The organism is Legionella pneumophila subsp. fraseri (assembly GCF_000586315.1).
Lineage (GTDB): Bacteria > Pseudomonadota > Gammaproteobacteria > Legionellales > Legionellaceae > Legionella > Legionella pneumophila_B.
Genome location: NZ_JFIM01000001.1, coordinates 461,560 through 480,816 on the forward strand (window position 1 = coordinate 461,560; position 19,257 = coordinate 480,816).

Here is a 19,257-nt window from a genome sequence, read left to right on the forward strand (position 1 = left end):
AGCAAATAAATCACAATATATTATTGCAAATGATAATCATTATCATTTATAGTTATAGTGTTGTCGTTTCTTACTTATTCATGGAAATAATCATGGCAGCAGTTTTAAATAATTCTTATAAAATAAATAATTCATTGCATAGTTTATTACTTGAAAAAGATCTTCTTATTTCACAATCAGAAATGGAACATTTCATATCCATTGCACATCAGCAATGTTTAGATCGATTGCGACATGCGGCACTTTGTGAAGGATTAATAGACAAGGAAATAAATAGCCTTCATATACATGATTATCTTGATTTACTTTATCATCAACAGAAAAAGCAAAAACTGGAAAAAACATTTGATCGCTGGCTTCTTCTAAAAGAAGAACTTGATGAAAGTATTAACAATCAGGCCTTAGCTCTTGCTTACTATCATTGCTGGCAACAATCACTAAAACAACAAGCGAAAAACTATTCCAGCTTATGGTCATGGTTATCAGAACAGCATAATAAACAACAAATTCTGACTTTTTTAGAGCAATGGGGTTGCATAGGGCACCCGTATCATCCTAATTTCCGCGCAAAAATGGGGTTTATTCCTGAAGAAGTGATTCGATATTCTCCTGAATTTAACGCGCAGGTCGATATTCCCTGGCTGGCAATTCATCGTTCCGTGGCATTTACTTCAATTGATGCGACTAGCTATTCTTTATTGTTTGCCCAACATTTTGCTAAAGAATATCAATTGTGGAATTATTCTGTCCAAAAACAACAATTAGATCCCGAACAGTATTTGCCTCTTCCAGTTCATCCCTGGCAATGGAATAACAAATTACAAACACTGGCCTCAGTATTAATCAATTCAAAGCAATTATTAATAACAGAGGCTTTTCAAAAAACCAAACCCTCCATGTCGTTCCGAACGATGATGCCTTTAGATAACAAAGGCCCACACTTAAAATTAGCTACAGCAATCCATACTACTTCTGCTTTACGCACTGTATCTCCTGCATCAGTAAGCAATTCGTCTCCTCTTTCCAGTTGGCTTAGGCAATTACTGACTCAGTATCAAAGTTTTGAAAAGCCACTATTTCTAGCCAGGGATTTAGCAGGGATTAACACCACACACACATCCATTTCTCCACAAAATAAAAAGCATTTGGCTATGATAGTACGTGAAAATCCACTGGAATTGATCGATGCGTCACAAACATTAGTACCTGTAGCTGCTCTCTATGCTCTTTCTCCAGTCAGTCAACGTGCTTTATTCATTGAAATTATTGAAGCAAGTGGCATGGAGCCTGAATTATATTTTATTGAATACAGCCGATGTATTCTCGAATGCCAGCTTCATTTATTACTAAGCTATGGCGTTGCGTTGGAAGCCCAACAACAAAACACTTTAGTCATTTTTCAGTCTCATCGGCCTGTTGGATTAGTTATTCGAGATCTTGGCGGCATCAGGGTCTGTTTTAATTCGCTATATGAGACAACACCCAAACCTAATCTTCATTCAGACTCTACCATTTCATGCCACGAATTGAGTGATCTCTTTAATACCTTCATTTATGGAAATTTACTGAGTAACTTAACTTTTTGCATTAATTGTTTACATGATAACTATAACTTGAATAAAAAAAACCTTTGGATCCTGCTAAAACAAATTGCAAATCAATTATTACAAAATTTCAAAAAGGAAATTAATCCATTGATATACCAAAAATTCCAACAACATTTATTCTCTCTTCCCTGGCAACATAAAAGTTTGCTGAGCATGAGACTCAATCAAAATCAGGATAACCTGGTATTTTTTAGTCTTGACAACCCATTGAGCCAAGATAATGAATAAACCAGTTCAAAAAATGATGCTCTCAGGTCAGTTTTTGATGATATTGGCCTTAGAAATGACGAATCCCTTTCTACCACTATTGATCGCGCACCAAAGCAACACACCAGTACCATCGGTCGTGATTTATAACATGCTGAGTCTAATTCTACCGATGCTGGCTAACATTCTATTAACCCCAATCTGGGGCTTGGCAGCTGATCGATATGGCTACAAACCCATGTTAATGAGGGCATCCTGGGCCTTGGTGTTGACCCAGGCCAGTATGATTGTTGTAAATTCTGTATTCTGGATTTTAATCATCCGATTACTGCAAGGAGCTTTTGCAGGTTTTCTTGTTGCAATGCAAACCTATGCCCTAAGCATTACTGAATGGCAAAACAAAAGCACACAGTTATCTCGCTTGCAATCCTCCAAGGCAATTGCCACTTCTACAGCCGGGTTTCTCGGAGGATTAGCTTTAAGCTTCACTAACTATCAAGGATTATTTGGTTTGGCAACATTGATATGCCTGGGCACTACTGTAGCGATGCACTACAAATTACCCTCTTCAACAAAACGCCAGATAAAGAACCGATCACAAACATCAAATCATCCCCCCACCTCAAAAAGCATTTTCTTCTTCCTTTGCGTATTAATCATGTTAACCCAAATTGCCAAATTTTTACCCGATCCTGGTTTTACCCTGTATGTCAATAAGTATTGTTCCAATAATCTGATATTAATTGGCTTTCTTTATTCTTTACCATCAATTGGGATGCTATGTAGTTCGGTCTGGTGTGGCAAGCAATTCGACCACTGTCGAAGTCAACCTTCTTTGGTTAATCAATATTTAATACGCTATAGTGTATTGGGTATCGCCCTCATGGTAATTCAAGCCAATGTGGACAATTTCTATTTGTTTGGTCTTATACGCATTTTGTGGGGAATCGTACTAGCAGCACTATTGCCTGCATTATTTGCTTTGTGTAGTGATCGTAATTTGTTACCCGGTTATGCCTTGGGATTAGCCAATTCATTTGCAAAACTGGGAAATCTAATTGGATTATTATTAGGTGGTATTTTTGCATTTTATCTACCATACCCTGCAATTTTTATGATAATTGCCGGAATTTATGGCCTTTTTGTAATTTTTGTTTACGGGTGTGATCGGGTGAATGTTAGACAAATGACAGATTTTTCTAAACCTTATTTTAACGTGAAATCATGAAAAAAAATGCTCTGCTTATGGTGTTATTAACCTGGTTTCTTGGAAATATGGATATACATTTCCTTGCACCAGCCTTACCATCATTAGTTGATTGCTTCTCAGTAACTCCCAATACAGCTCAGCTAACTATCAGTCTTTTTCTTTTGGGGAAAGCACTCAGCATGATTTTATGGGGTCTTCTTTCCGAGCGTTATGGGAGAAAACCAATCTTCATTGGAGGATTGTTGTTATTTATTCTGAGCAATTTTCTGATTGTTCTAAACCACTCTATCCTTATCTTCTTAGTGTGCCGATTTCTCCAGGGAATTAGCGTAGGTGCCACCCTTCTAATGGGTAGAGCAATGATTAACGATACTCATAATGAACAAAATGCTACAAAATACTTTGCCTGGTTATTCACCCTCGCTGGGCTGTTTATTTGCTTCCTTCCATTTTTTGGAGGTTTGATAAACAGTTATTGGAATTGGCAAATTGCCTCTCTTATCATTGCTGCCTATGGCCTACTTTTATTACCTTTATGTCGAGGTTTAAAAGAAACCAAACCTCATGATGTCAGTTTCCCACGACTAGGTCATAGTATTATGCTGGTTTTCAACCACCCTCTTTTTGTTTCATACCTCCTTATTTCTGCCTTGATGATGGCTGGAGAATCTGCGTTCAATACCAGCGCTTCTTTTATTCTTATCAAAGGAGAAAATTTTACCAGCGCTCAGTATGGTACAATCAAAACCACTATGGCAATTATGCATTTATTAGGTACCGCTTGTTGTGGCTTAATAGCAAAATATTATCACAACACCCAATTAACAAAATTAGGAGTTCGTTTCTTTATTTTCGCAGCCTCCTTGATGTGGTTATTTGTCTTTTCTGCTGAAAATATATATTTGACTTTTATAGTGCCCATGATGATTTATTATTTTGGAACAGGCTTTATTGTTGCATCAGCAACATCATCAGCCGTTCGCCCTTTTCCTCAGCAAATGGCTCTTGCATTATCTATCACTTTATTTTGTCAATTTAACTGTTCAGCTTTCTTTAGTTTTATTACCAGTATGATAGGGATTCAGCAAGTAGAAACGTTTATGTTCTTATTAAGTTTGGTAAGTATTTTGAGCTTTCTTGCCCTTCTCAAACTCCAACGAATGGAATCCTGCTGAAAAAACAGGATTTTCAGTATTTTCGGTATTGGCAAGAAAAACATACAGTTTGCGTGTATTTCTGCTTAAAGAAGACTATGCTTATTTAAAATAAGTTCTTAATTGTATTTCGCTTAGAACCTGTGTACTTCCTTCAATCAGAAGGAAAAAATATGGATAGTAATTTTAAAATCAGTATACGTGTCAGCATCATTACCTTATTTGTGCTTTTGTTAAGCCTGGTAGGGTTCACTATTATTGGTATTAATTATATTGCTTTCAATAGTGTTCTGAACAGTAGCGCTAAAGATTCAATTCAACAAACCTCCTTGCTCGTCAAGGAAAGATTTGAGATCTATTTAAATCCTTTAAATCAAGATTTAGTTAAAATGAAAAATGCCATAAATAATGGCATTATTAAGCCTGATGATTCTAAACAATTTGATAAATTCCTTTTTGAATCAATCCGATACAACCCAGAAATATTTATGGTTTACTATGGTTCAACAGATGGTGATTTCATAGGAGTAGACAGAGAACAAAAAGGAATAATAGGATTAACTCATGTGATTAATTCAGCCTCACCTCCTGTCAATGTTCGTTATCAATTAAACGAACAAGGAGAAATAATCCAAAAAAAATTGCTGACCCGCCATTATGATCCCAGAGTTCGGCCGTGGTATCAACAAGCTATAAAAGCAGGAAAACCGATATGGACGAACGTATATACATTTTACGTATTTGATAAAAGTGACTTTCTGATCCCTGGCATTACTGGTGCTGCACCAATCTATAATAAAAATAAGCAACTAAAGGGGGTTATTGCGCTTGACCTGACTATTGATGGCTTACAACATTTTATCCGGGAACTGGAATTAACTAAAAATACTATGGTTTACGTGATCAACAATGAATCTAATATCATTGCTTTCAGAACCCCTCAAAATAAAGAGGACATCCGTGGAAAAAAACTAACTCCAGAATGGATAAAAAAGCTGAACATTCCACTTAAAAAACTGGATTTTAATGGTTTTAACCCCATTATTAAATCTTATACTCATAATAATCAAAAATATTTTTTAGCATACCAACCTATATCCAGTACGAATGAAAAAGCACTGTGGCATATTATTATTATTGTTCCTGAAACGGATGTGACAGAACCCCTGAAAGATTTAAGCATGCGCTATATTTTGTTAACTATATTAGTCTTGCTGATTGGAACATTGTTAGTTCGTATCGTTTCACAAAGAATATCAAATCCTATTATTCAACTAACAGAAGAAGCAAAAGAAATTACTATGCTTAACCTTAAACCAAGACCACTTCTTAAGACCAGGATTAAAGAAGTCAGCTATATGGATAAAACACTATCAACGCTGCGCTCAAGTTTAGCCTCATTTCAACGTTATGTTCCCGGCTCTCTAGTCAAAAAATTAATGCACAGTGGAAAAATTGCTCAAGTTGGGGGGCAAAGCCAAACGATTACTATTTTATTTTCAGATATAAAAGATTTTACAAGTATTTCAGAATCGACCTCACCACAAAAATTAATGACTTATTTATCCGATTATTTCCAGTCCATGACTGAGATTGTAATACAGCATGAAGGAACTTTAGATAAATACATTGGCGATGCGATTATGGCGTTATGGAATGCCCCTTCAAAAGATACCAATCATGCATTGCATTCATGCCTGACTGCCAAAGTCATGATTGAGCGTCTTAGCCTGTTAAATCGAAAGAATAAGTATCTTGGATTTCCCAAATTTAAAATCAGAATTGGCATTCACACCGGAGATGCTATTGTAGGTAATGTTGGCTCAGAAGACAGACTAAGTTACACAGCCTTGGGCGACTCAGTCAATCTGGCAAGTCGCCTGGAATCAATTAATAAAAATTATCATACTCAAATCATTGTCAGTCACGCTACTTTCACCCAAGTATCTGAAAAATTTCCTTTCCGTTTGTTAGATGAAGTGGCTGTCCGGGGTAAACGTGAAAGTATCGAGATTTATGAACTGATTACAGCTCAAAATTTTGAAAATCTTGAGCAACATAAAAAAGAATTTCAAAAGGCATTTTCTCTGTATCAAAAAGGTTTCTGGAAAGAAAGTATAAAGGCTTTTGCGAGGCTTACTCCCGCCTATCCTGGTGATCAATTAGCTTCCGTTTACATCGAACGCTGTAAAGTATTAGCATCTAATCCACCTGTCAATTGGGATGGTATCTGGCGCGAAGGAAATACAGACTACTTGCTTTTGGGAAAACTTAACTAGTATCACCAGGATAATGCTGTTTATATATGAGACACCCTATCTTTTAATCCGGATAATTCCTGCCGCGTGTTTAAAAGGTTTATTTGTTTTAGCCAGGTTTCCAGAACGATTGCATTTCCCGTACTATCTAATAAGGACGTCTTGTTAAATTGTTTGGAGTCTCCATTCAATATTTGCTCATTGATAAAATCTATTTGGTAAGTATAAAGTGACTTTTCTGCATTCACATTTATCTCTTTGGGTGTTAATTCATTATTGAGGTAGATAAAAATTTTGTTACCCTCACTGTCAGGCAACCAAGGATTCGTTCCTGTTTTCAGATAGCCTTTTGTTCCATAAACCTCGAATTGCCAATGCATTTCAATATCATCGGCAGTAGAAACTGCGGCAATTGAATCATCTGCAAATTTTAAAAGAACACTGGCTTGGCTATCAGTATTGTTCTTGCAGTTCATTCTTCCTATACCACGGATTTCAACAGGTTCTGCGTTAGCAAGCAACCTGACCAAGGATATTGGGTAACATCCGAGATTACGAATACTTCCTCCTGCAACAGGGTTTGCTATTTCTGCAATATTTGCTGTGTAGGTCGCATTATACAACTTTATCTTTCCTATTATGTCGCTTTGAATGATCTCTTGTAATTTTTTTATAAAGGGATGATATCGGTACATTAAAGCTTCCATACAGAAAATATTTGTTTTCTCAATAACTGAAGTCACCTCATGGATTTCATCTATACCAATAACAAAAGGTTTTTCACACAGAATATTTTTTCCAGCCCGGGCGCAACGAATCACCCATTCTTTATGCAGATGATTCGGCAATCCTATATAAACAGCATCTATATCATTATCGTGAATTAGTGATTGATAATCGTCATAAAATTTTGGGATAGTGAATTTTTCAGAAAATCGTTTGGCCACCTCAATTGATCGGCTCCCAATAGCAATAAGCTCACCTGTTTTGGATTCCTGAATTGCATCAACCATCACTTCGGAGATAAAACTTGTTCCTAAAATTCCCCATTTTATCAACGCATTATCCATAAATTTCTTCCAGAAAAAAATTGTTTACTGCATGTTAAACCGCATACATGATATGAGTAAATCCATACCAATAAAAACTTCTTAAATTTCCTGCTCTAAGTTATCAAAAAAGCTATGGTAAGCAGTCAAATTTGGTTATTATGTCATTATCCATTATTTTACGGTTTTTAAATGCGCTCGATAGTAATTATACTTTTAGCCTTCGTTTGTTGTACATTAGTACGTGCTAATGATGTCAATATTTCAACCGTAACTAAAGATGGCAATACAATTTTTTATCTTCAAGCAGGTGCCTATAATCTCGAAAAAGACGCTAAAATACGTCAAAATGAACTTGCCCAATTAGTCGATCAAACAGTTGAAATTAAAAACCTGGCTGACAAACATCTTTATCTTGTGCAAATTGGTCCAATTGATGATTATCAGACAGCAAGAGAGCTCAAAGAGAAATTATCTCAAAAGACAGAAAAACAGTTTAATCAAATTAACAAAAATCAAACATCTACACTTGGGGTAAGCCAACTGCCTAAAAATATGGAACAATCGCAAACGTCCCCTCCAGGCAGTAAACTATGGAACTTACGCAATGCAGATATTAGAGCCGTAATCGCAGAGGTCTCTCGAATTACAGGTAAAAATTTTGTTATTGACCCCAGAGTACAGGGAAAAGTATCGATTGTTTCATCAACGCCATTATCCAACCGCGAACTCTATCAAGTCTTTCTCTCAGTACTGCAGGTATCAGGTTATGCCGCAATACCAAATGGAGAAATTATCAAAATTATTCCCAACATTGATGCAAAAACACAGTCACCTGATTTACTCAGCGGGATGAAGAGTCCTCCGCGAGGTGACGATATGATGGTCGCAGTAGTACCTGTTCATTATGTTCCCTCTGAACAACTGGTACCAGTTCTAAGGCCATTAATGCCTCAGTGGAGCAGCGTTTCCGCTTATGCTCCTTCTAATATGCTGATCCTTTCTGGCAGAGCAAATAATATTAAAAGTCTTGCAGAAATTATCAAACAAGTAGATAGCTCAAGTGCGAACGGCATAGACATGGTTCGTTTACATCATGCTTTGGCTATGGATGTAGCAAATACTTTAAAGGATTTAGTTAAAACTCAACCTGGTATTGGCAGCAGAACACAAATTACTATTGCTGCAGATGACCGTTCCAACTCAATTTTAGTCAGTGGGAGCAAGACTGATAGAATTCGTTTGCGAATGCTCATCTTGAAACTGGATAAAGAAAGCTCAGCAGGAGTCAATTCAAATACACAAGTTGTTTACCTGAATTACTTAAGGGCTGAAGATTTGGTCCCCATACTGGCAGGTATAGCCCAAGCCAATTTCAGTGGCAATGTAGGAACAACCATTGGAACCATTACAAGACCAGCATTAGACAGCACCAACCCTGCTTCCAGTCTTGCCAATACATCTGCCGATGGACAAAGCTCTTCATTAAGCTCAACTTCGACCAGTTCTGCCCCTATGAATGCGTCAGGAGCAACAGCAAATACGACATCAGCAAGCACTCAAAATGAAGGATCTACCAAGCCTACGGTACAGATAATAGGAGAACCGAATACCAACTCTATTATTCTTAATGCACCTGCTTCAATCATCCGTATTCTAAAAACAGTCATTTCTCAATTAGATATAAAACCAGCTCAACTATTAATTGAGGCACTCGTTGCTGAAGTGGATGAAAAAGACGTTAACAATCTGGGAATAGAGTGGGGTTCCAATCAACAAACAGGCAATCCCAAGGATTTCAGACCAGGCTTTGCCATTATCAACAGCAAAACCAGGATAGATGACTTTCAGGCTCAAATTTATGCTTTGGCAAGAGAACAAAGAGCAAATATTTTATCAACCCCCTCCGTAGTAGTCCTTGATAATCGTCAGGCAAAAATACTCATAGGTAAACAGGTTTCAGTAGCAACAACCAGCTACCCCAATAATGCAGGCGGCACTACAACAGCAAGTCCTTTTACAACCTTTGACAGGGTTAACGTTGCCTTGCATCTCTATGTAAGACCGCAAATCACTCGCGGACAAGGAATTCAATTACAAATTGATCAGGGGAATGATACTTTGGATCCCGCGACTGCCGCAACAGACAATACAACGACCCCTACTTTTAATATCAGCAGCATAGTGACATCAGTTCATGTTGAAAGTGGTGATATTGTAGTGCTTGGAGGATTAATTCAGGACAGTATTGGAAATGATAATAATAAATTACCCATTTTAGGGGATATACCTGGAATAGGCAGATTGTTCCAACGCAACATCCGGAACAGAGACAAGCGAGTGCTCATGGTATTTATTAAACCTATCATATTACGCAATGAAAGAGACAACTTGCATGTCACTGGTGAAAAATACAATTATGTCCGTCAATATCAGCTGGATTGGCTTCGATCCCAGGAAGCTTTTGAACAAACAGATGATGAAACGGTGTTACCCCCATTAACTCAAGGTAATTTGCCAGTACCTTTTAGTAACCCTCCCCAATACTCATCAAAAATGACTAAATAAATCATGGAAAATGAAGAAAAATCACTTAAAATTCCTTACGGCTTTGCCAAAAGCAATGGAATTGTTGTGGGAGAAATCAAAGAAAATCTGGCTGTTGTCTATCATTTACCTAACACATCTCTACAAGCTTTCGCTGAGATAAAACGATTATTGCAATGTGAACTTGACTTAAGAAAAGTCGATGAATCTACTTTTCAGCAGCATTTGGCTAATATTTACCAATCCAAATCCTCTATACTAGATGCTGCAGAAGGCATGGAAGAAGACATGGATTTGTCCTTGTTGGCCAGTCAACTACCTGTCAGTGAGGATTTATTGGAAAATCAGGATGATGCCCCAATTATCCGATTACTCAATGCTCTATTCACTCAAGCCATTAAACAAAAAGCATCTGATATACACATTGAAACTTATGAAGACAGAGTATTAGTGCGTAACCGAATTGACGGAGTTCTACAAGAAGTCCTTGAAATTCAACGAGCTATCGCACCTTTGGTCATTTCCAGAGTCAAGGTGATGGCCAAGTTGGATATAGCAGAAAAGCGAATTCCCCAAGATGGGCGAATTTCATTGCGCATAGGAGGGCACAATATTGATGTCAGGGTCTCAACTTTACCATCAAATCATGGAGAACGAGTGGTTTTAAGGATATTGGATAAGCAAGCCGCTCAATTGGATTTAAATCTTTTGGGTATGCCTAAACATACACTAAAAACAGTACGACAAATGATTGCAGAACCTCATGGCATCATTTTAGTCACAGGCCCCACAGGTTCAGGCAAAACAACCTCTCTCTATGCCATGCTTACTGAATTAAATCAGGTGACTCGTAATATTTTAACCATTGAAGATCCCATTGAATATGACTTACCTGGTATAGGACAGACGCAAGTTAATACTAAAGTTCAAATGACTTTCGCCAAAGGATTAAGAGCTATATTACGTCAAGATCCGGATGTTGTAATGATAGGAGAGATCCGTGATTTGGAAACAGCTGAAATCGCAGTTCAAGCCAGCCTAACCGGACATCTGGTACTATCAACCCTTCATACCAATACTGCATTGGGTGCGCTAACCCGATTACATGATATGGGGGTTGAGTCCTTTTTATTGTCATCCAGTATAGTAGGCCTCATCGCGCAACGCTTGGTAAGAAAATTATGTTCTCATTGTAAAACACCTCATCAATTAAGAGAGGAAGAAAAAGAGCTAATGGGTCTTAATCCGGATACTGATGTCTCACAAGTCTTTGAACCTAAGGGATGTGACTATTGCAACCACTTGGGTTATAAAGGCAGAACCGGAATTTATGAATTAATTATCGTAGATGAAACTCTCCGTGGAATGATCCATCGTAATGAAAATCTTCAAACCATGGAAAATTATTTACGGCCATCTACACCAAGTATACGAGAAGATGGTTTTAAAAGAGTATTATGTGGAGACACCTCACTTGCAGAAATTTTAAGGGTAACATCCCAAAATTAATCCTTTCCCAGTACTAAAGGCCAATGTTAAGTGCTATTACACACGTTATTTAAATTCAAAATTCTATACTGGCTTTAAAATTCCAAAAAATCATAATGTTCTCAAGTGCGCTTAAATTTCGAATAAATAGGTATATAATCAAAGTGTTGCACAGAATTTGCGGAACCACATTCATCATATGTATTATCTGCACAAAGAAAAAACTCTTTTGCCCCTAATTCGGTAGCACGAGACACCGCTTCATCAATCGAATTAAAATGGCATATTTCCTTTCCTTTATGGATAAAGTGCTCTGAATCTTTAGAAATAATTTCAACAATATATTCATGAAGTTCTATTGGAGAATAAATTAAAGCGATAGATTCGGATCCGTTCTTTGCCTTATTAATTAAATTTTCACGTGTTTGGTTTGCCATTACTTAATTCCCAAGCAAATTATATATAATTATAGCCATATTTTTGCCTACAAATTTAGAGATATCCGCTGTATGACCTAAATTGAGAATAAAAAGGTTAATTGCCAATTTATTTTTAAAGACAACCTTTTATTTCCTATAATACTTGCGCATCAAATCCAATGCCTGAGTAATAACATCCATTCTGGGTACCGCATCCTCAAGAGGCTCTGCCTTCATACCAGTAATTGTAATTCTTCCAGAAGTTTCTAATGCTGTGGCGCGATCTGATTCAAAAATTCCCATATTAATATAACTTCCTACCAATAGAAATGAGGTTCGATTGCCTTCAATTAGCAAGTTATACCCGATGCTGTAATCAGAAATTGGATTTTTACAAGTAAATACAAGTTGTAATAGTGTAGGAACAATATCATAGCTACTAGTGAGATAATCAAAACGACGAGCTACCTCCTCGGGCCAATGAATAATTAAAGGAACGTGAAGCTGAATTGGGGTAAAATTACTGGTATGTCCCCAATAATTTTGACGATTATCATTAAATTCTTGACCATGATCAGAGGTAATTATAATGATACTGTTTTTTAAATACCCTTTTTTTTCGATAACCTCTAATATTTTCGAAATTTCGTGATCAATAAACGTGACCGCATTCAAATAACGATTATGATAAGGCACTGGATCAATATGATTTGTCATACCGATTCGTACGCATTCTTCTATTGAGGGTTTATATAACTGTGGAAAACTTTGATATCTGCAATAGTCATGGGGCGCATTGTAAAAAATATGAAGAAAAAAAGGGTTATTTGCTTTAGGATCCGTTAAAAATTGAATAGCCTCTGTAGTGGAATACCTGTCTTTGTCCCCAGTATCATCTATTGGTGCCCCATTGACATTGAGGTTGGCAATTTTTTTATAAATAGTCTGATCTAATGGCAAAGGAGCCATAGAACCAGACCAAATAATCTTTGTCTGATAACCATATTGTAATAACAAATCGATTAAAACCGGTGATTTTTGTTGCTTCAGCACTGCTGTCGAGTAATTACTGGGTATTGAATAAAATAAAGAAAATAATCCCGGATGTGTAGCATTTCCAGCACTCATATGCTGCAAAAATTGCCAATTTTTTTTTGCAAATTGTGAGGTGCTCGGCATATATTTTTCTTTTAGGGAATCAAAGCGAAGCGAATCCACCATGATGAGAATAATGTTATACGGTTTTTCAGGCATTTTGCACTGCAAGGGATGTAAGGGATAATGCAATGGATAATTGGGAAAAAGAGGCTGTGTAAAATAGTGCTCACTATAGCGGCGTAAAATATCATCAGCGTTTTTATCAGGGATAGTGAAAGCGATGAGTTGATTATATAGTGGCAAATTAGGTGTTTGCTGGGCAAACAGATTATTATTTTGTGCTATCGATAAGAGCAATGTAAAATAACTTATTAAAGCCCCACCAAGCCAAAATAGTGATATAGTTTTACCAATTTTCAAACATTCTTTTAAAACAATTTTTTTCCATACCAACCAGGCAATAACGGATTCAAGAACGAGTATAAAGACAATTATAAAAAAAGACAGAGTCAGCTCATATCTGGAAAAAGTGAAAATGACGCTCCATTCTGAGTTAAAAACAAACGATAATATTGTTTTATTAAGATGAAACTTAAAAATCGAAAAAACTTGACTATCAACCAATAAAAAAATAAGACTTGTGGTAGCTGCAATAACACTGATAATCCAAATTATTCGCTTATAGGGTAAAAAAAATATCATTATTATAATTGGTATTGCGGGAATAAAAGCTAAAAACATCATGTAAGTCAGATAATTTAAAAAGGAGAAAATCAGAATGAGAATTTTTCCTGATAAACTTGAATAATCAGCGATATAATTTTTAAATAGGGAAGCATTGAATAAAATGGATCTTAAATACCCCAGACCAACAAGCCAGAATATGAATGCGTTTATTAAAAAGAACCATCCAACAAATCGAAATATTAAATCATTTTTTTTTAGAAAATTTTTTATATTCATTGCGAATTCATATTTAATTCCGAATTGATCTTAATTATCGATCTAATCAATAATTAGCAGCTCATTTAACTAATAGATCTTTTCGAAAATTTTTGAACAGGATAAGCACAATTTTTTTAGCATTCGGTACAATTCAATCCCGCTCAATCCTGATTCAACAGACTGCATAGTAAAGAGCAACTATTCGGCAATCCTGCGCCAGGTTGTTCCAGTTGCACCATCTTCTAACTCTATACCTTTGCTCAATAAATCAGCCCTAATCTGATCTGCCTTTGACCAGTTGCGTTCTGCTCGCGCCTGAAGGCGCTCTGCAATGAGTTGCTCTATAGCCAATTTTTCCTCCTCTGCCAAACCAGATTGCAGAAATGATTCGGGAGCTTGTTGTAAAACTCCAAGAACACCGGCAAGATTTTTTAGAGTATTCGCCAATACAGGTGAATTACTTTTATTGACCTCATGAGCCAATTGGAAAAGAACAGATAAAGCAACAGGGGTATTGAAATCATCATTCATAGCCTGATTAAATTGTTCTTGCCAATAATCATCCAGTTTGCTATCTGCAGTTTGTGGCGGAACATCTTTAACCGCCTGATAAAGTCTGATAAGAGCTTTCTTGGCATTTAATAAATTATCTTCTGAATAATTCAAAGGACTGCGATAATGACTGCTTAATAGAAAATAGCGGATGACTTCCGGGTGATGTTCTTTTAAAACATCGGCAATAGTGTAAAAATTCCCTATTGATTTTGCCATTTTTTCGCCATTGACCTGCAACATGCCAACATGTAGCCAATAATTAGCAAAAGGTTTACCCGTAGCCGCTTCACTTTGAGCAATTTCATTTTCATGATGTGGAAATTGCAAATCCAATCCACCTCCATGAATATCAAATTGCTCACCTAATTCATGCATAGCCATGGCTGAACACTCAATATGCCATCCAGGCCGCCCTTCCCCCCAAGGTGAAGGCCAACTGGGTTCACCTGGCTTTGCTTTTTTCCATAACACAAAATCAAGTGGTGAGCGTTTCTCTTTTACAATCTCTACGCGAGAACCCGAAACCAAACCTTCAATATCCTTATGCGATAATTTCCCATATTCAGGGAAGGTATCTACTTCATAGCAAACATCACCATTATCACTGATATACGCGTTGCCATTATCAAGTAAGCGTTGAATCAAGCGAATGATCGTTTCAATGTGTCCGGTTGCCCTTGGCTCATGATCAGGGGGCAAAATATTTAATGCATGAGTATCATTATTCATTGCCTCGATATATTGTGCAGTCAACTCATTGATGGATACACCTCTCTCTGAGGCTCTGGCAATGATTTTATCATCTATATCCGTAATATTTCTGACATAAGTTACATCAAAACCTTGTGAGCGCAGGTAGCGAACCATGACATCAAAAGCAACCATTGAACGGGCATGTCCTAAATGACAGTGGTCATATACAGTAATCCCGCATACATACATACCTATCTTTCCGGGCCTTAAGGAAACAAATGGTTCTTTTTTTCTGGTCAAAGAATTATATAAATGCAACATATCTGCCTCTCAACTCACTTTACCCCAAGTGTCCTTCAAATCCACTACCCGATGAAAGGCTTGAACACGCCCCTCAGCCACCGAATTGACACAGTAATAACCCAAACGTTCAAATTGAAAGACATCTCCCTCTGCCTGTTCCGCCATGGCTGGTTCACAGAATCCCTGGATCGTTTGTAAAGAGTCATGATTCAGAAACTGAAAATAATCTTCTTCCCGGGCAGGATTGGGGTCTGTAAATAACCTGTCATATTGATAAATAGTCACGGGATAAGCCTGTGCACAGGACACCCAATGAATAACCCCTTTCACTTTACGATCTTCCGGATTTTTACCCAGAGTATTTTCATCATAAGTACAATGCAATTCTGTTATTTCACCCTGGTCATTACGGATAACGTCCTGGCACTTTATAACATAGGCATGACGTAAACGTACTTCTGCTCCTGGAGATAATCGGAAATATTTATTAGGTGGATTTTCCATAAAATCAGACTTTTCAATATAAATTTCACGGGAAAAAGGCAAATTCCTGCTTGCTGATTCAGGATTTTGAGGGTAGAAAGCCGCTTGAAGCTGTTCTACTCTATTTTCAGGATAATTTACAATAACTATTTTTAAGGGATCCATAACACAGAGTGCCCGTTTCGCAGTTTTATTAAATTCAGAGCGAACACATTCCTCAAGTAATGTCATGTCAATGACTGAATCACTTCTTGATATGCCAATCATTTCACAAAATTGTCGAATTGCAGCAGGCGGGTACCCTCTTTTGCGCATACCTCGTAAGGTGGGCAATCGCGGGTCATCCCATCCTGAAACTATCTTTTTTTCAACCAATTCACGTAACTTTCGCTTGCTCGTAACAGTATGGGATAAATTTAATCTGGCAAATTCAGTTTGAACCGGTTTTGCAGGCAAAGGTAAATTATCAACCAGCCAATCATATAAAGGTCTATGATCCTGAAACTCCAAAGTACATAATGAATGCGTAATTTTTTCCAAGGCATCAGAAATAGGATGAGCATAATCATACATAGGATAAATGCACCATTCATCTCCGGTACGTTGATGCCGGGCATGCCGTATACGATATAAAACCGGATCACGCATATTCAGATTACCTGATTTCATATCTATCTTTGCTCTTAAAACATGAGTGCCATCAGGAAACTCACCTGCTTTCATCCGTGCAAATAAATCCAGATTCTCTTCGATTGTTCTGTTTCTATATGGACTTTCACGCCCTGGTTCTTGTAAAGTACCGCGAAAAGCACGAATTTCATCCATGCTCAAGCTATCGACATAAGCCATATCTTTCTTGATAAGATAAATGGCTAACTCATACAACTCATGGTAGTAGTCGGATGAATGTGTCATGTCACACCACTCAAATCCCAGCCAGCGAACATCATCAATGATCGCGTTTACATATTCTTCCTCTTCTTTAATTGGATTGGTGTCATCAAAACGTAAAAAACACTTCCCCTTAAACTCTTCTGCCAAACCAAAATTAAGGCAAATAGACTTGGCATGTCCAACATGGAGATAGCCATTGGGTTCAGGAGGGAAACGGGTAACGATGTCTTGATGTTTTCCACTTGCCAAATCATCTATAATGAGTTGTCTGATAAAATGAGCTCTTTTTTCAGTTTGTTCTGTCATACCTTACTTCCAATATTATCCATTGCCTGTCTCATGGAGCCTAATAGAGCCGCGCTTGCGTCCAGCGGATCTTTCTTCGCCTCATAAGCTTCAATGATTTCATTTATTAGTGCCGCCCCAACAATGACTCCATCGGCAAATTCAGCAACTTGTGCAGCCATTTCCGGCGTTTTTATTCCAAACCCAACCATGAGCGGTAATTTTGATTGTGCCTTTCGTTGTAGATATTGGGCTTTTAATTCAGGCAACTTAAGTGCATCAGAACCAGTCACCCCCTTCAATGAAACATAATATAGATAACCATTGGCATGTTGATTTATAAAGTTCATTCTTTCAGCTGAGGTGGTTGGTGAACATAAATAAATACTATACAAACCATGTTTTTGCCAAACTCGCGATACTCCATCAGCTTCCTCAGGAGGCAAATCAACTAATATTGTTCCATCAACCCCAGCCTCGACTGCTTGTTGGGCAAAAAGATCATAGCCATACTGTTCTATAGGATTCAAATATCCCATAACAATCACAGGCGTGTCGGTATCATTTTTACGAAATTGCCTAACCATATTTAATACATCATCACAGTGAATAGAATGTGCTAAAGCTCGCTCCATTGCTCTTTGTATCACAGGGCCTTCTGCCATAGGGTCAGAAAATGGTATTCCCAGCTCCAATATATCTGCTCCTGCTTTAACCAATTGATGCATCAAACTTACTGTTAACTCAGGATGTGGATCGCCTGCAGTAATATAAGGGCTTAACATTTTTTTTCTATTGGCTTTTAAATTTTCCAGAGTCTTATCAATTCGGTTCATGTTGTACCTGAATAATTTATCAAAATTAAATTGTTATACCGTCAATAGCAGCTACTGTATGCATATCTTTGTCACCACGCCCGGATAGATTGACTATGATACTCTGTTCCCTTGACATGGTTTTAGCCAATTGTATGGCATAGGCTACTGCGTGGCTAGATTCTAATGCTGGAATAATTCCCTCCGTATGAGTTAAGAGACGAAACGCATCCAGCGCCTCCAAATCGTTTATTGCTTTATAAATGACCCGTCCAGTATCTTTTAAATAAGCATGTTCTGGCCCAACCCCAGGATAATCCAGACCGGCCGATACTGAATGCGTATCTTTCACCTGTCCATACTCATCGCATAGTAAGTAGGTTCTATTGCCGTGCAATACACCAGGTTTTCCAGCGATCAGAGAAGCAGAATGCTCCCCGGTTTCTATACCCTTACCCCCAGCTTCAATACCATAAATCATGACAGATTGATCATTCAAAAAGGGATAAAATAAACCTATCGCATTGGATCCACCTCCGACACAAGCTACCAGGGCATCTGGCAAACGACCTGTTTTTTCGAGATGTTGAGCTCGAGCTTCAACACCAATAATTGCTTGAAAATCTCTTACCATTTGAGGATAAGGATGGGGGCCTGCAACAGTACCAATGATATAGAATGTGTCATCGACATGACTCACCCAATCTCTCAATGCCTCATTTAAAGCGTCTTTCAAAGTCTTTGATCCTGAGGTGACGGGCACTACTTCAGCGCCTAACAATTTCATTCTATACACATTGCTGGATTGCCGCTTGATGTCCTCAGACCCCATGTACACAACGCATTGAAACCCAAATTTAGCGGCAACTGTAGCAGTGGCAACACCATGTTGACCTGCACCCGTTTCCGCGATCACTCGAGTTTTCCCCATGCGTTTGGCGAGTAAAGCTTGACCAACAGTATTGTTTATTTTATGAGCACCCGTATGATTTAAATCTTCACGCTTGAGATAAATTTGAGCGCCACCTATCTTTTTACTTAAATGTACCGCATGGTACAGAGGATTAGGCCGCCCCACATAATCTTTTAATTCCGTCTGTAACTCAGCCAGAAAATCCGGATCGTTACGATATTTGGTATAGGCATGCTCTAATTGCTTTAAAGCATGAACTAATGTATCGGCAACAAACATACCGCCATAGGGGCCAAAATGGCCAAACTCATCTGGAAGCTCTTTTTTACTCATA

General features: G+C 37.6%; 13 protein-coding genes. 6 read left to right on the plus strand and 7 right to left on the minus strand.

Going from position 1 to position 19,257, the window contains the following annotated elements; translation table 11 throughout:
• Positions 1 to 92 precede the first annotated feature (92 nt).
• The 4 genes from lbtA (at position 93) to CC34_RS0102075 (ending at position 6,457) form a co-directional block, all read left to right on the plus strand.
• Positions 93 to 1,835 (plus strand): siderophore legiobactin biosynthesis protein LbtA, encoded by a 1,743-nt coding sequence (lbtA, locus tag CC34_RS0102060; protein ID WP_028378320.1) that lies wholly within the window; start codon positions 93 to 95, stop codon positions 1,833 to 1,835.
• Positions 1,828 to 3,042 (plus strand): MFS transporter, encoded by a 1,215-nt coding sequence (locus CC34_RS0102065; protein ID WP_027226839.1) that lies wholly within the window; start codon positions 1,828 to 1,830, stop codon positions 3,040 to 3,042. Before lbtA ends, CC34_RS0102065 begins: the two co-directional genes overlap by 8 nt.
• Complete coding sequence (lbtC, locus tag CC34_RS0102070) at positions 3,039 to 4,199, plus strand: legiobactin import MFS transporter LbtC (protein WP_028378319.1); 1,161 nt, start codon at positions 3,039 to 3,041, stop codon at positions 4,197 to 4,199. The genes CC34_RS0102065 and lbtC overlap by 4 nt, the downstream gene beginning before the upstream one ends.
• Before the next feature lie 152 nt (positions 4,200 to 4,351).
• Complete coding sequence (locus CC34_RS0102075) at positions 4,352 to 6,457, plus strand: adenylate/guanylate cyclase domain-containing protein (protein ID WP_028379079.1); 2,106 nt, start codon at positions 4,352 to 4,354, stop codon at positions 6,455 to 6,457.
• 20 nt (positions 6,458 to 6,477) lie between these two features.
• Here the strand turns inward: CC34_RS0102075 and CC34_RS0102080 are convergent, their stop codons facing one another.
• Positions 6,478 to 7,506 carry a Gfo/Idh/MocA family protein gene (locus CC34_RS0102080; protein ID WP_027226836.1) on the minus strand — a complete coding sequence of 343 codons (1,029 nt, stop codon included), beginning with the start codon at positions 7,504 to 7,506 and terminating at the stop codon, positions 6,478 to 6,480.
• 171 nt (positions 7,507 to 7,677) lie between these two features.
• Here CC34_RS0102080 and lspD point away from each other — a divergent pair, with 171 nt between their 5' ends.
• Together lspD and lspE are read left to right on the plus strand one after the other, a co-directional pair.
• The gene (gene lspD, locus CC34_RS0102085; protein ID WP_027226835.1) at positions 7,678 to 10,053 is read left to right on the plus strand and encodes a GspD family T2SS secretin variant LspD; all 2,376 of its coding nucleotides are present in this window, start codon (positions 7,678 to 7,680) and stop codon (positions 10,051 to 10,053) included.
• A gap of 3 nt (positions 10,054 to 10,056) precedes the next feature.
• Positions 10,057 to 11,541, plus strand: coding sequence for a GspE family T2SS ATPase variant LspE (lspE, locus tag CC34_RS0102090; protein ID WP_027226834.1), 1,485 nt, complete (start codon positions 10,057 to 10,059; stop codon positions 11,539 to 11,541).
• A 101-nt stretch (positions 11,542 to 11,642) separates the two neighbouring features.
• Here the strand turns inward: lspE and CC34_RS0102095 are convergent, their stop codons facing one another.
• From CC34_RS0102095 to trpB, 6 genes are all read right to left on the minus strand, one after another.
• Entirely contained in the window at positions 11,643 to 11,957 is a 315-nt protein-coding gene (locus tag CC34_RS0102095; protein WP_027226833.1) for a DUF6482 family protein, read from the minus strand.
• 129 nt (positions 11,958 to 12,086) lie between these two features.
• Positions 12,087 to 14,000 carry a DUF3413 domain-containing protein gene (locus CC34_RS0102100; RefSeq protein ID WP_027226832.1) on the minus strand — a complete coding sequence of 638 codons (1,914 nt, stop codon included), beginning with the start codon at positions 13,998 to 14,000 and terminating at the stop codon, positions 12,087 to 12,089.
• A 180-nt stretch (positions 14,001 to 14,180) separates the two neighbouring features.
• Positions 14,181 to 15,551, minus strand: a complete 1,371-nt coding sequence (gene cysS, locus CC34_RS0102105) for a cysteine--tRNA ligase (RefSeq protein ID WP_027226831.1) — start codon at positions 15,549 to 15,551, stop codon at positions 14,181 to 14,183.
• 9 nt (positions 15,552 to 15,560) lie between these two features.
• Positions 15,561 to 17,216, minus strand: a complete 1,656-nt coding sequence (locus CC34_RS0102110; RefSeq protein WP_027226830.1) for a glutamine--tRNA ligase/YqeY domain fusion protein — start codon at positions 17,214 to 17,216, stop codon at positions 15,561 to 15,563.
• Complete coding sequence (trpA, locus tag CC34_RS0102115) at positions 17,213 to 18,031, minus strand: tryptophan synthase subunit alpha (RefSeq protein ID WP_028378317.1); 819 nt, start codon at positions 18,029 to 18,031, stop codon at positions 17,213 to 17,215. The genes CC34_RS0102110 and trpA overlap by 4 nt, the downstream gene beginning before the upstream one ends.
• Before the next feature lie 25 nt (positions 18,032 to 18,056).
• Entirely contained in the window at positions 18,057 to 19,256 is a 1,200-nt protein-coding gene (gene trpB, locus CC34_RS0102120; RefSeq protein WP_027226828.1) for a tryptophan synthase subunit beta, read from the minus strand.
• Position 19,257: the final 1 nt, after the last annotated feature.

Coding starts and splice junctions, on each gene's coding strand:
- lbtA (WP_028378320.1), top strand. CDS start 93: ATGGCAGCAGTTTTAAATAATTCTTATAAAATAAATAATTCATTGCAT.
- CC34_RS0102065 (WP_027226839.1), top strand. CDS start 1,828: ATGAATAAACCAGTTCAAAAAATGATGCTCTCAGGTCAGTTTTTGATG.
- lbtC (WP_028378319.1), top strand. CDS start 3,039: ATGAAAAAAAATGCTCTGCTTATGGTGTTATTAACCTGGTTTCTTGGA.
- CC34_RS0102075 (WP_028379079.1), top strand. CDS start 4,352: ATGGATAGTAATTTTAAAATCAGTATACGTGTCAGCATCATTACCTTA.
- CC34_RS0102080 (WP_027226836.1), bottom strand. CDS start 7,506: ATGGATAATGCGTTGATAAAATGGGGAATTTTAGGAACAAGTTTTATC.
- lspD (WP_027226835.1), top strand. CDS start 7,678: ATGCGCTCGATAGTAATTATACTTTTAGCCTTCGTTTGTTGTACATTA.
- lspE (WP_027226834.1), top strand. CDS start 10,057: ATGGAAAATGAAGAAAAATCACTTAAAATTCCTTACGGCTTTGCCAAA.
- CC34_RS0102095 (WP_027226833.1), bottom strand. CDS start 11,957: ATGGCAAACCAAACACGTGAAAATTTAATTAATAAGGCAAAGAACGGA.
- CC34_RS0102100 (WP_027226832.1), bottom strand. CDS start 14,000: ATGAATATAAAAAATTTTCTAAAAAAAAATGATTTAATATTTCGATTT.
- cysS (WP_027226831.1), bottom strand. CDS start 15,551: ATGTTGCATTTATATAATTCTTTGACCAGAAAAAAAGAACCATTTGTT.
- CC34_RS0102110 (WP_027226830.1), bottom strand. CDS start 17,216: ATGACAGAACAAACTGAAAAAAGAGCTCATTTTATCAGACAACTCATT.
- trpA (WP_028378317.1), bottom strand. CDS start 18,031: ATGAACCGAATTGATAAGACTCTGGAAAATTTAAAAGCCAATAGAAAA.
- trpB (WP_027226828.1), bottom strand. CDS start 19,256: ATGAGTAAAAAAGAGCTTCCAGATGAGTTTGGCCATTTTGGCCCCTAT.